Below are 12,822 nucleotides of genomic sequence, written 5' to 3'. Positions count from 1 at the left end.
CCTGGAACTCGTCGATCATGAAGCGCTCGAAGCGGTTGCCGACCTTCTCGTAGATGAACGGCGCGTCGTTGTGGCCGATGAACTCCGAGAGGATGTATTTGGTTTCGGAGAGCAGCATCGTGTTCTGCGCGTCGCACAACTCCTGCACCTTGGCGTAAAGGTCGGTCAGCAGGGCGAAACTGCGGTAGTTTTCGCGCATCAGGTCGCACGTGTTCCAGTGGCGGACGTTGCGGTCGTAGAGGTCGCACATCTTCCGCAGCAGGGGTTGCAGTTCGGCGACGAGCTTTCCGGCGGGCGATCCCTTGGGGCACCATCCCTCGGTCGTAAGGCTCATTTTGGCCACCGTGGCGCCGTAGGGTTTCACCTCGCCGGCGGCGATGGAGAGGAAATAGTTGGCGAAACTGCGGCTCTTGCCCGTGAAATCGGCCGGCGTGACGCCCGCTTCGGCGAGAATCCCAACGGCCCGCGCGGCCGTGTCGCGCAGCTCCTGCTTCGTGGCCTGCGCATGGGCCGCCGCGCGGCCGACGATGCGCTTGAGCTCCTCGCGCGAGCGGCCGAGGGAGAGTGTCTGCCGGTTCTTCTCCTTGAAGAGTTCGCCCCCGAGCGAGAGGATGCCCTCCCGCACGTCCCACTTGCGGCCCTCGTCGATGCGCTCCTCGACGAACTCCGTGAGCCAGCGCAGCAGGTCGCGGTCGGTGGTGATCTGTTCGATCAGCGAGTCGGCGCTCCTGGCGAGCACCGAGGCGGTCTCGATCTCGACGTTGTAGTCGAGGTCGATGCCCAGCTCCTTGATGAAAGCCCGCAGGATGCGCTGGAAAAAGGTGTCGATCGTGAGCACCGTGAAGCGCGAATAGTCGTGCAGAATCTTCGAGCGCACCTCCCGCGCCCGCTTGCGGACGGTCGGGGCGTCGAGCGCAAGTTCGCGGCAAAGGTTGGCAAGGTAGGAGCTTTCGGCTCCCGAGGCCAGGAGATGGATCTCCCGCAGAATGCGCGATTTCATCTCCTCGGTGGCCTTGTTCGTAAAGGTCACGGCCAGGATGTTGCGGTAGATGGCGGGCTGCTCCACCACGTCGCGCACGTATTTGTACGCCAACTGGTAGGTCTTGCCCGATCCGGCACTCGCATTGAGAATCTTCGCCCGCACTGTTCTTTTGGTCTTTATCGGGATAAAAGTACAAAACAAATCGGGAACGACAAGGTTCGATTCGCAATAATTTTGTAATTTAGCCACGCACAAACAAACCGAAGCAGCATGAAGAAAATGATTCTGAGCGTCGTGATGGTGGCCCTGGCCGCACTCGGACGCGCCGGGGAGCCAGCCGCAGCGCCCAAGAGCGAGTGGCTGCCGTCGTTCACGGCGGTGAAAGTGGACGGACCGCTGGACATTACCTTTGTCCGGGTCCCCGATACGGAGGCTCCCAAGATCGTATACGACACCAAAGGCTCCTACACCACCAAATTCCGCGCCGAGGTGCGGGACAAGGTGCTCGTGATCCGCGAGCGGCCCGACGCGCGCCGCCCCGAGCGCACGAGCGTCACGGTACGCTACAACGATTTGAAAAACATTGACATAATGCGCGCTGCGGCCACGTTCGAGGGTGTGCTCGACATGCCCATGCTCGACCTGACCGTAAGCGACGGCGGCAAGTTCACCGCCGCGATGAACGTGCCGGACCTGCGGGCCGTGGTTTCGGATCAAAGCGTGGTAACCATCACGGGCACGGTGCGCTACCTGACACTCACGCTCTCCTCGGGCCGCTTCGACGCCGTGGGTGCCGAGTGCCTGTCGGCCCGCGTCTATGCCCAGAGCAAGGGCGAGGCCCTGCTCGACGTAACCGACCGGCTGGAGGCCCGCACCACCACAGGCGGCACGATCCGCTACAAGGGCAATCCGCCGATCCTGCGCATCGAGGAGCGCTTCATGGCAGGAGATGTCAAACCGCTTGAGTAACCTGCACAGCACCCCTGCCTGCCCTGTATGATCGGATTTCTGGAAGAGGTCGCCCGCGACCTGTACGACCGCTACGGCGAGCAGCTCTCCCGTCGGGAGGTGCTCTTCGCCTCGCGCCGTGCGCGGCTCTTCTTCACCGACGCCCTGACGCGCATCGCCGGGCGCCCCATGTGGCAGCCCGAATGGCGGACCATCGACGAGCTGATGACCGAGATTTCGGGCCTAAGGGTCGGCGACCGCGTGCGGCTCATCACCGAACTCTACAAAGTCTACTCCGAGTACCACGCCGAGCCGTTCGACAAGTTCTATTTCTGGGGCGAAATGCTCCTCACGGATTTCGATACCATCGACAAATACCTGATCGACGCCTCGCAGTTGTTCCGCAACATCGAGCAGATCAAGGAGATCGAGGCCGACATATCCTACCTCACGCCCGCCCAGCTGCAAATCCTGGCGTTCTGGTCGTCGCTGGGCGCCGAAGCCGACCTGTCGGAGGAGAAGCGGCGCTTTCTGGCCATCTGGCGAACCCTGGGGCCCGTCTACCGCAAGTTCCGCGAGCGGCTGGCCGGGCTCGGCATCGCCTACAACGGCATGGTGCAGCGCGCCGCCGCCGAGCGCATCCGCGCGGGCGGATTTGCGTTCGAGCGACCCCGCCGGTTCGTCGTGGCGGGCTTCAACGCTCTGTCGGAGTGCGAGAAGCGTCTGTTCCGGTTCCTCTCGACCGCCGCAGAGACCGATTTCTACTGGGATTACGACACCTACTATAAGGACTCCCCGGAGCAGGAGGCGGGCATGTTCGTGCGGACCAACGTGGCGGAGTTCCCGCCTCGTGCCGCACTTTCGGTGGACAACATGGCCCGGCCCAAGGAACTCACGTCGGTGGCCGCGGTGTCGAATGCCGTCCAGTGCAAGTATGCCGCCCGGATTCTCTCGGAACTGCTCGAAGCGCGCCGGCGCGAAACGGGCGATCCGCTGGCCGTGCTTGGCAAGGAGACCGCAGTGGTGCTCACGGACGAGAACCTGCTGCTGCCGCTTCTCTACGCCCTGCCGCCCGAGATCGGTCGGGTGAACGTGACGATGGGGTTCCCGCTGCGGGCCAGCCTGGCCTACACCTTCGTCGAGCGACTCCTGGAGTTGCAGGCCCACCGCCGTACCAGGGGCGCTGGATATACGTTTTACCACGCCGATGCGACGGGCATTCTGTCCCACCCCTACGTTGCCGAGTGCGACGAGGAGCTGACGCGCGGAATGCACGAGGAGATCGTCCGCGAGCGGCGCATCTCGGTCGATGCCGCGTGGCTTGGGCGCAATACGTTGTTGCAAAAGATATTCACTGCGGCAGGGGAGTGGCGCGACCTGTCGGACTGGCTTCTGGATGTGGTTTCGGCGGTGGCCCGCCAGCCCTGCGAAGGGGACGATGCCCGGCAGCGGGTGGAGTTTCTGGCGGTGGTGGCCGAGCATGTCAACAAACTGCGCAACTCGCTCGACGAGTGCGATCTGGAGCTTACGACGGAGGTCTACGCGTCGCTCTTGAGACGCCACCTGCAAACGCTCCGCATCCCGTTCGAGGGCGAGCCGCTGGAGGGGATTCAGATCATGGGTATCCTCGAAACGCGCAACCTCGATTTCGAGCACGTCCTCCTCCTCTCGATGAACGACGACAACTTTCCCGGCAACCACATGGCCGGCGCGTCGTTCATCCCCTACAACCTGCGCGCGGCCTATGCGCTGCCCACGCCCGAGCACCACGAGGGGGTCTACGCCTACTATTTCTACCGGCTCCTTCAGCGTGCGCGGACCGTGCACATGCTCTACTGCTCGCATGCAGACGAAAAGACGACAGGCGAGCCGAGCCGCTACATCTACCAGCTCGATTACGAGAGTGGCATCCCCGTCCGCAAGGTAGAGGTGGGTGTGGACGTCAACCTGGCCCGCACGGCCCCGATCGCCGTACCGAAGGACACGGCGATCATGCGGCGGCTTGGGCGTTTCACCGATCCCGAATCGAAGGCAACCCTCTCGCCGACGGCTTTTTTCCGGTATGTGGCCTGCCCGCTGCGCTTCTACTTTCACTCCGTGGCACGCTTGGCGGTGGACGATGAAATTGCCGAGGAGGTCGACGCTCCCATGTTCGGTACGATTCTGCACGCCGCCGTGCAGACGCTCTACGCCCGCATCCGGGACGAGCAGCGGCCGGGCGAAACCCTGCGCGCGATGATCCGCACGGGCGAGGTCGCGGCGGCGGTCGAGGAGGCCATCAATGCCCACTACCTGCGCGACGCCAAAGCTACTGTGGCGGATTACACGGGTAACCTGCTGCTGGTCAAAGATATTGTGATCCGCTACCTGCGGGGAGGCGTGATGCCCTACGACGCCGCGCACGACGATTTCGTCGTCCGCGGGCTGGAAGCCGAGGTGGCCTATCCGTTCGCATTCCGGGCCGGGGAGCGGGAGCTGCGGATGAAATTCGCGGGCATTGCCGACCGCATCGACGCGCTGGAAGAGGGTACGTTGCGGGTGGTGGACTACAAGACGGGCGCGCCGCATCTGGAGTTCGACGGGGTGGAGAGCCTCTTTAGGGGGGAGGGCCGGCAGCGGCTTTCGAATATCCTGCAAACGCTCCTCTATGCGATGATGCTCCACCATACGCGCGGCTGCGACGTGCAGCCGGCGCTCTACTACGTGCGCCAGATGCACCGCGACGACTATTCGCCCCTCTTGGACGACAAGCAGCTGGGCCTGCGCGGTGCGCCCTACACGCGCTATGCCGGGCAGTTCGAGGAGCTCCTGCGCGAGACGCTGGCCGAAATCTACGATCCGGCGACCCCTTTCAGGCAGTGCGCGGATGCGGACACCTGCAAGTTTTGCGATTTCAATGCGATATGCAAGCGATGATACGTTCGGAAAAAGAGAAGATGCTCGCGGGGGAGCCCTACGACTGTACGGACCCCGAATTGCTGGCGCGCTGGCACGAGGCCAAGCGGTTGCAGGCCGCCTACAACGCTGCGCCCTCGACCGATGGGGCCCGCCTGGCGGAGCTGCTCGACCGCCTGCTCGGGGCGCGCGGCGACGGGGTGTGGATCGCCGCCCCGTTCTTCGTCGATTACGGCGAGAACATCCACCTGGGCCGCTGCGTCGAGATCAACATGGACTGCGTGTTCCTCGACTGCAACCGCATCACCGTCGGCGATCATTCGGGCATCGGCCCGGGGGTCCATATCTACACCGTTTTCCATCCGACCGACCCGGCGGCGAGGCTTTCAGGCGGGGCCATGTGGCGGTCGCAGACGGCGCCCGTGACGATCGGCCGCAACGTCTGGATCGGCGGGCGGAGCGTCGTCCTGCCCGGCGTTACGATCGGCGACGGCACGACCGTCGGAGCCGGCAGCGTCGTAACGCGCTCGCTTCCCGCGGGCGTTGTGGCTGCGGGCAATCCCTGCCGGATTCTGCGAAAGCTATAATTTCACGGCGATATAGGGCGCTCCGCTGCGGCGGGCGGCTTCGAGTCCGATCGCGGAATCTTCGAAGATCAGCGTTTCGCACGGCGAACAGCCCTCGCGGCGCATGACCTCCCGGAAACAGTCGGGAGCCGGTTTGGGACGCTCGATGTCGGCGCCCGAGAGGATGCCGTCCACGCACCCCTCCGCAGCCGTCTCCTCGCCCGGGCCGCCGAGACCCAGGTGGCGCATCACGTTATCGATATTGGCCTGGCTGCCCGTCGAGACGATCCACACGCGACCGCCGCCCGAGCGGAACTGCCGGCAGAACTCCCAGAGCGGCCGGTTGAGCCGCACGGTGTCGAAAAACGCGGGGTAGAGCGCGATCTTGCGCAGCCGCAGCCGTTCGCGCTCCACAGGATCGGCAATCCCGAAACGCGTGAGGAACTCGTCGCAGCGCATGCCGAAATAGCGGGACGCATACTCCTCCTCCGAGAGCGTGCAACCCGCCTCGGCCAGCGCCGCCACGTAGGCGAGCGTGTTGGCGCGCCGCGTGTCGCAGAGCGTACCGTCGAAATCGAGCAGCAAAAGGCGTATGCGGGTATCGTTCATTTTCGATGGCCCTGTGTCAGTCGAACGACTGCATGCCCGACTGGGCGATGCGCATCAGCCGCTGGTACTCGGTAGGCGAGAGCTCCATGAAAAAGTAATGTACGGGGTCGACGCGGATGCCGTTCATGCGCACCTCGTAGTGGAGGTGGGGCGCCAGCGAAAGCCCCGTGTCGCCCGACAGCGCGATGATGTCTCCGCGCCGCACGCGCTGCCCCCGGCGGACTCCGATCTTTCCGAGGTGGCTGTATTGTGTCTCGTAGCCGTTGCCGTGGTCGATCACGACGGTCTGGCCGTGTGTCGAGTTTCGCAGCGAGACGTCGCGCACCGTGCCGTCGGCCGTGGCGAAGACGCGCGAACCCTCGGGGATGGTGTAGTCGACGCCCTGGTGCGACTGGAGCGTCTTATAAAATGGGTGGATGCGCATGCCGTAGGAGGCCGTGAGCAGCGTGAGCTGCTTGTTGATGACGGGCTGGATGGCGGGGATGTTGTCGCACGCGCGGCCCGCGGAGTCGATGCGCGCCTGGAGAGCGAGGTAGGTGTCGTTCAGCGTCGCAAGCCGGTCCTCGAGCCGGATGACCCGCTCGCGCAGCTCGCGTTTGAGCTGGCGCGTCGAACGGCCCACGACCGCTTCGTAGGTGGCGCCCTTGCGGCGTTCGAACTCCGAATCGAAATCGTAGGGGTCCGACTCGAACAGGATGCGGAAGACGTTGCGGTCCCTCTCCGAGAGGTTTTCGAGCACCACCGTGAGCGAGTCGTAACGCTCCGTGAGCGCTTCGTATTCGCGGCGCAGACGGTCGGTCGAGTGCTTCATGCCGTACTCCACGGGGGTGTCGAAGAAGAGCGAAAACCCGAGGTAGTAGAGCACCGCCACACCCGCCCAGACGAAGAAATGGACCGTCAGGCGGATGATCCGCTGTCGGCGGCGTTTGCGGCGGCGCAGGCGTTCGAGGTCTTTTTTCGTTGCCATCTCAGAGCGTTTCGAAATTGGTTTCGCGCATCTCCTCCATCAGCTTGTCGTACTCCTCGGCCGACATGTTGCGGTTGAAATAGTGCACGGGGTTCACGGGCGTGCCCTTGTGGATCACCTCGTAGTGGAGGTGCGGGGCCGTCGAACCGCCCGTATTGCCCGTCAGGCCGATCACCTGCCCGCGCACGACCTTTTCGCCCGGCTGGACCAGGATGCGGCTCAGGTGGGCGTAGCGGGTCTGGTAGCCGAACTCGTGGTCGAGCAGAATCTGCTGCCCGTACCCCCTGCGCGCCTGCCCCATATCGGTCTTCAGGACTGTGGCGTCGCCCGTGGCATAAACCTCCGTGCCGCGGTCGCAGCCCAGGTCGATGCCCTTGTGGGCGATGATGCGGTGGTAGATGGGGTGCATGCGGCGCGGGTTGAATGCGCCGATGTAGTTGTTATGCAGGGCCGAACGGTCGATGGGCCAGATGGCCGGCACGGCCGCCGAGAGCTTCTCCTTGTTCTTCGAAAGGAGCTGCAACTCGTCCAGCGACACCGACTCGAGGTAGATCGTGCGCGCCAGGGCGTCGAGCTGCCGCCAGGTCGGAACCATCAGCGAGGAGTAGTCGTCCTGAGCCATCGAAGCGTACTTGGTATCGGGGTAGGGCTGCCAGACGCCCGGCACGGAGAGCGTGTCGGTCGAAAAGAGCGAGCGGTAGACGTAATTGTCGCGGTGGCGGATTTCGTCCACGCGCCGCTGGGCCGTGCGGATGCGGTCCTGAAGGATGCGGTATTTGATCACCAGCTCGCGGTTGTCGCGGTTGATGCGGTACATTTTGGGCGTGTAGAAGAAATAGGAGAAGAGGACGTTGGCGATCGACACGAGGATGAAACCCACCAGAATCTTGCGCAGCAGGCGGTAGGTCCGCAGCCGGAACGTGGCCCCGACGACCTCGCGCGTCAGCGCCTGCGCCGCGTGCGTGCGGGTCGCGGTAGAGTATGTCTGCCCATTTTGCGTCATGCCCGAAAAAACTCCGGATAATAGGTGCAAATTTAGGTTAAAATGTGTAATTTTGCAACCCGAATCGAATAACGCGAAAATAGCGTAAAACAGTATATATGGAATCACCGAAAATTCGTCAGGCTTTTCTGGATTTCTTCCAGAGCAAGGGCCATCAGATCGTACCCTCGGCGCCGATGGTCGTCAAGGGGGATCCGACGCTGATGTTCACCAACGCCGGCATGAACCAGTTCAAGGACATTTTCCTGGGCAATGCGCCCCGCAAGTGGCCCCGTGCCGCCGACACGCAGAAATGCCTGCGCGTCTCGGGCAAGCACAACGACCTGGAGGAGGTCGGACACGACACCTACCACCACACCATGTTCGAGATGCTGGGCAACTGGTCCTACGGCGACTATTTCAAGAAAGAGGCGATCGAGTGGGCCTGGGAGCTGTTGCACGACGTGTACGGTCTGCCCGCCGAGCGCATGTACGCCACCGTGTACGAGGGTTCCGCCGAGGACGGCGTGCCTTTCGACCGGGAGGCTTACGACTACTGGAAACGGTTTTTGCCCGAGGACCACATCATCCGCGGCAACCGGCACGACAATTTCTGGGAGATGGGCGAGACGGGTCCCTGCGGCCCCTGCTCGGAGATCCATTTCGACCTGCGCGACGAGGCGGAGATCGCCCTCAAACCGGGCCGCGAACTGGTCAACGAGAGCCACCCGCAGGTGATCGAAATCTGGAACCTCGTGTTCATGCAGTTCAACCGCAAGGCCAACGGCACGCTCGAGGAGCTGCCGGCGCGCAACGTCGATACGGGCATGGGCTTCGAACGGCTCTGCATGATTCTCCAGGGCAAGAAATCGAACTACGACACCGACGTGTTCCAGCCCACGATCCGGCGCATCGCCGAACTTTCGGGCAAGGAGTACGGCGCCGATCCCAAAGCCGACGTGGCCATGCGCGTGATGGCCGACCACTTGCGCGCCATCGCCTTTTCGATCGCCGACGGGCAGCTGCCCTCGAACGTCAAGGCGGGTTACGTCATCCGCCGCATCCTGCGCCGTGCCGTGCGTTACGGCTACACCTACCTGGGTTTCACCGAGCCGACGCTCTGCAAACTGGTCGCCGGGCTGGTCGGGCAGATGGGCGGTCAGTTCCCCGAGTTGAAAGCCCAGCAGACGCTTATCGAGCGTGTGATCGAGGAGGAGGAGGCCGCGTTCCTCAGGACCCTCGCCACGGGCATCACGTTGCTGGACGGGGTGATCGAGCGCACGAAGCGGGAGGGCCGCGAGCGGATCGCCGGCCGCGAGGCGTTCGAGTTGTACGATACGTTCGGATTCCCGATCGACCTGACGGAGCTGATCGCCCGCGAACAGGGCGTCGGTGTGGACCTCGAAGCGTTCGAGCGGGAGTTGCAGGCGCAGAAAGCGCGTTCGCGCAACGCCGCCGCGGTCGATACCGACGACTGGGTGGAGCTGTTCCCCATCCGCGAGAGCGTCTTTACGGGGTACGACACGCTGACCGAACAGGTGCGCATCGCACGTTACCGCCGGGTAACATCCAAGGGCAAGACCTCCTACCAGCTGGTCTTCGACCGCACGCCGTTCTACGGCAATTCGGGCGGTCAGCTCGGCGACATCGGCTCGATCGAGAGCGCCAACGAACGCATCCCGGTCGTCGCCACCGAGAAAGAGAACGGGCTGATTATCCACATCGTCCGCGAGCTGCCCGAGAACCCGCAGGCGGAGTTCCGCGCCGTGGTGGATGCCGACAAACGCCAGTCGGCGGCCAACAACCACACGGCCACACACCTCATGCACGAAGCGCTGCGCAAGGTGCTCGGCAGTCATGTCGAGCAGAAAGGTTCGCTGGTGACGCCCGAGATGCTGCGCTTCGACTTTTCGCATTTCCAGAAAGTGACGCCCGAGGAGCTGCGCGAGGTCGAACGGCTGGTGAACCGCGCCGTGCGGGCCGACCATCCGCTCGAGGAGAAGCGCGACGCCACGCGCGAGGAGGCCGAGGCCGCCGGCGCGATGATGCTCTTCGGCGAGAAATACGGCGACCGGGTCCGCATGGTGCGCTTCGGTGAGTCCGTCGAGCTGTGCGGCGGCACGCACACGCGGGCCACGGGTACCATCGGACTGTTCAAGATTCTCTCCGAAAGCGCCATTTCGGCCGGCGTGCGCCGCATCGAGGCCGTCACGGGCGAGCAGGCCGAAAAAGTGGTATATGCGGCCGAGGACACGCTGCGCAATGTGGCCGACTACCTCAATAACCCGCAGGTGTTGCAGGCCGTGAAAAAGATGTTCGAGAGCAACGAGACCCTCTCGCGCGAGGTAGAGCAGATGCGCCGCGAGCAGGTGGCTCAGTGGGCCGCGAAAATTCTTTCGGAAACGCCCGAGCGCGACGGCATGCAGCTGATCGCCACGCAGTCGGACCGTCGGCCCGAGTTCGTCAAGGACCTGGCCTACAACCTGCGCCAGCGTGCTCCCAGGCTGGTGTTCGTCCTGGGAACGGTCTCGGACGGCAAACCCACGCTGACGGTCATGCTCGGCGAGGAGATCGCCGCGCAGGGTGTGAACGCGGGTGCCGTGGTGCGCGAAGCGGCCAAACTGATTCAGGGCGGCGGCGGCGGACAGCCGTTCTTCGCCACGGCGGGCGGCAAGAACCCCGAGGGGTTGCAGGCTGCCATCGACCGGGCCGTGGAGCTGATCTGCGAACAGCTCAATTAAAAATAAGAATTAAGAATTAAAAATATCAGATAATGAGCAACAAGGTTCTTCTCATGATCCTCGACGGCTGGGGCAACGGCCGTCACGACCGGGCGGATGTCATTTCGACGGTCCATCCCCCCTATGTTTCGGCCATGACCGAAAAATACCCCCATGCCGAGCTGCGCACCGACGGCGAGAACGTCGGGCTGCCCGCCGGTCAGATGGGCAACTCCGAGGTCGGGCACCTCAATATCGGCGCGGGCCGAGTCGTCTACCAGGACCTGGTGAAGATCAACCGCGCCTGCCGCGACAACTCGATTTTGAAGAATCCCGAGGTGGTCAAGGCGTTCGAATACGCCAAGACCAACGGGGTGAACGTCCATTTCATGGGCCTCGTTTCGGACGGCGGCGTGCACTCCTCGCTCGAGCACCTCTTCAAACTGTGTGACATCGCTGCGGAGTACCGGATCGAAAATACGTTCGTACACTGCTTCATGGACGGCCGCGATACCGATCCGCACAGCGGCAAGGGATTCATCGCCGATCTGGAAAAACACATGGCCGCCTCGACGGGCAAGGTGGCGACCGTCATCGGCCGCTACTACGCCATGGACCGCGACAAGCGCTGGGAGCGTGTCAAGGTGGCTTACGACGCGCTGGTCAACGGCTGCGGCGAGCGGTCGTCGGACATGGTCGAAGCGGTCCAGAAATCTTACGACGAGGGGACGACCGACGAATTCATCAAGCCCTACGTGCGCATCGACGAACTGGGACACCCCGTCGGCCGCATCGCGCCCGACGACTTGGTGATCTTCTTCAATTACCGAAACGACCGGGCCAAGGAGCTGACCATCGTGCTGACGCAGGAGGACATGCCCGCCGAAGGGATGCACACCCTGCCGCTCTACTATTGCTGCATGACCCCCTACGACGCCAAGTTCACGGGGCTGCACATCCTCTTCGACAAGGAGAACGTGCAGAACACCATCGGGGAGTATGTCTCGGCGCAGGGGCTCCGGCAGCTGCGCATCGCCGAGACGGAGAAATACGCCCACGTGACGTTCTTCCTCAACGGCGGCCGCGAAGCGGAGTTCGAGGGCGAGGAGCGGATTCTGGTGGCGTCGCCCAAGGTGGCCACCTACGACCTGCAACCCGAAATGTCGGCCCCCGAGGTGGCCGACCGCCTGGCCGCAGCGCTCGACGAGCAAAAGTTCGATTTCATCTGCCTGAATTTCGCCAACGGCGACATGGTGGGGCATACGGGCGTATACGAAGCTATTGTCAAGGCCGTCGAGGCCGTCGACAAATGCGTCGAAAAGGTGGTCGAAGCAGCCAAGCGCAACGGCTACGAGGTGGTGATGATCGCCGACCACGGGAATGCCGACAACGCCGTCAACACAGACGGGACGCCCAACACGGCACACTCGCTCAATCCGGTGCCCATCGTCGTGGTTTCGGAACGCGTGCGTTCGGTTCGCAACGGTATTCTGGCCGACGTGGCCCCCACGGTACTGAAACTCATGGGGCTGCCTCAGCCAGCCGAAATGACGGGCGAGGCGCTGATTGAAATGAAAAATTAAGAATTAAAAATTCAGAATCGGTGTAATTCGAAAAACTGCGGGCATGCGTCCGCAGTTTTTTTGAAAATGCAGGCTCAATACAATTCGATGAATTCGTAGCCGTTCCCCACGGCCGCAAGGTAGCGCAGAAACTCCTCCTGCGCGATAACTACCGTGGCGCGGTTGTCGTTGGGGTGGAACGAGTAGGACGGCCAGCGGCGGAGGTTGGCGTCGAGGAACAGATGCACGTGACGCTCGGGATCGTTTATCAGCCCGAACGGCGACACCGAGCCGGGCTTCAGACCCAGCCACCGCTCCATGCGCTCGGGCGAAGCGAACGTCAGTTTGCCCTGTTTGAGCCGCTGTTCCAGGTCGCGTATGGCCAGCGACTGCCCGGCGTCGAACGAGACCAGGTAGTGCCTGTCTCCCTTGTGGTTGCGGAAAAAAGAGGTTCTTGCAGTGCTTCGAGCCGTCGTCGCGCCAGTATCGGCGGGCCAGTTCGATCGTCGGGGCTTCGGGGTGTTCATACCAGCTATACCGGATGGCGTTTGCATCCAGAAAGTCGAAAACACGTTGTCGTCGTTCCATGCG

General features: G+C 63.2%; 9 protein-coding genes and 1 pseudogene. 5 read left to right on the top strand and 5 right to left on the bottom strand.

The features are described 5' to 3' along the window. Positions 1-1,144, bottom strand: a 1,144-nt coding sequence (locus tag ACMQ11_RS07050; RefSeq protein WP_418992054.1) for a UvrD-helicase domain-containing protein, incomplete at its 3' end; no start/stop codon positions are given. 108 nt (positions 1,145-1,252) lie between these two features. Here ACMQ11_RS07050 and ACMQ11_RS07045 point away from each other — a divergent pair. The 3 genes from ACMQ11_RS07045 to ACMQ11_RS07035 are packed head-to-tail and all read left to right on the top strand — an operon-like array spanning position 1,253 to position 5,412. Continuing rightward, a complete protein-coding gene (locus tag ACMQ11_RS07045; protein WP_418992053.1) occupies positions 1,253-1,951 on the top strand; it encodes a GIN domain-containing protein in 699 nt (232 codons plus the stop codon). A gap of 27 nt (positions 1,952-1,978) precedes the next feature. Beyond that, positions 1,979-4,846: a PD-(D/E)XK nuclease family protein gene (locus ACMQ11_RS07040; protein ID WP_418992052.1), complete on the top strand. Its 2,868-nt coding sequence runs from the start codon at positions 1,979-1,981 to the stop codon at positions 4,844-4,846. Further along, positions 4,846-5,412 carry a sugar O-acetyltransferase gene (locus ACMQ11_RS07035; protein WP_418992059.1) on the top strand — a complete coding sequence of 189 codons (567 nt, stop codon included), beginning with the start codon at positions 4,846-4,848 and terminating at the stop codon, positions 5,410-5,412. The genes ACMQ11_RS07040 and ACMQ11_RS07035 overlap by 1 nt, the downstream gene beginning before the upstream one ends. Here the strand turns inward: ACMQ11_RS07035 and ACMQ11_RS07030 are convergent. The 3 genes from ACMQ11_RS07030 to ACMQ11_RS07020 are packed head-to-tail and all read right to left on the bottom strand — an operon-like array spanning position 5,407 to position 7,970. After that, positions 5,407-6,000, bottom strand: a complete 594-nt coding sequence (locus ACMQ11_RS07030) for an HAD family hydrolase (RefSeq protein ID WP_418992051.1) — start codon at positions 5,998-6,000, stop codon at positions 5,407-5,409. The two genes, ACMQ11_RS07035 and ACMQ11_RS07030, sit on opposite strands and share 6 nt — an antisense overlap. A gap of 16 nt (positions 6,001-6,016) precedes the next feature. Further along, positions 6,017-6,967, bottom strand: a complete 951-nt coding sequence (locus ACMQ11_RS07025) for a M23 family metallopeptidase (RefSeq protein ID WP_418992050.1) — start codon at positions 6,965-6,967, stop codon at positions 6,017-6,019. A gap of 1 nt (position 6,968) precedes the next feature. After that, a complete protein-coding gene (locus ACMQ11_RS07020; protein WP_418992049.1) occupies positions 6,969-7,970 on the bottom strand; it encodes a M23 family metallopeptidase in 1,002 nt (333 codons plus the stop codon). 98 nt (positions 7,971-8,068) lie between these two features. Between ACMQ11_RS07020 and alaS the strand changes: the two genes are divergently transcribed. Together alaS and gpmI are read left to right on the top strand one after the other, a co-directional pair. Further along, positions 8,069-10,690, top strand: a complete 2,622-nt coding sequence (gene alaS, locus ACMQ11_RS07015) for an alanine--tRNA ligase (protein ID WP_418992048.1) — start codon at positions 8,069-8,071, stop codon at positions 10,688-10,690. Between the two features lie 32 nt (positions 10,691-10,722). After that, complete coding sequence (gene gpmI / locus ACMQ11_RS07010; protein WP_418992047.1) at positions 10,723-12,252, top strand: 2,3-bisphosphoglycerate-independent phosphoglycerate mutase; 1,530 nt, start codon at positions 10,723-10,725, stop codon at positions 12,250-12,252. 74 nt (positions 12,253-12,326) lie between these two features. Here gpmI and ACMQ11_RS07005 read toward each other — a convergent pair. Beyond that, positions 12,327-12,819: pseudogene (locus tag ACMQ11_RS07005) on the bottom strand (prolyl-tRNA synthetase associated domain-containing protein). Positions 12,820-12,822 lie beyond the last annotated feature (3 nt).

The sequence above is a fragment of the Alistipes sp. genome, from assembly GCF_048465575.1.
In the GTDB taxonomy this organism is placed as follows: domain Bacteria; phylum Bacteroidota; class Bacteroidia; order Bacteroidales; family Rikenellaceae; genus Alistipes.
The sequence above is the reverse complement of the archived record's forward strand: the minus strand, read 5'-3'. Positions and strand labels throughout refer to the sequence as shown.

Coding starts and splice junctions, on each gene's coding strand:
- ACMQ11_RS07040 (WP_418992052.1), top strand. CDS start 1,979: ATGATCGGATTTCTGGAAGAGGTCGCCCGCGACCTGTACGACCGCTAC.
- ACMQ11_RS07020 (WP_418992049.1), bottom strand. CDS start 7,970: ATGACGCAAAATGGGCAGACATACTCTACCGCGACCCGCACGCACGCG.
- alaS (WP_418992048.1), top strand. CDS start 8,069: ATGGAATCACCGAAAATTCGTCAGGCTTTTCTGGATTTCTTCCAGAGC.
- ACMQ11_RS07025 (WP_418992050.1), bottom strand. CDS start 6,967: ATGGCAACGAAAAAAGACCTCGAACGCCTGCGCCGCCGCAAACGCCGC.
- ACMQ11_RS07030 (WP_418992051.1), bottom strand. CDS start 6,000: ATGAACGATACCCGCATACGCCTTTTGCTGCTCGATTTCGACGGTACG.
- ACMQ11_RS07045 (WP_418992053.1), top strand. CDS start 1,253: ATGAAGAAAATGATTCTGAGCGTCGTGATGGTGGCCCTGGCCGCACTC.
- gpmI (WP_418992047.1), top strand. CDS start 10,723: ATGAGCAACAAGGTTCTTCTCATGATCCTCGACGGCTGGGGCAACGGC.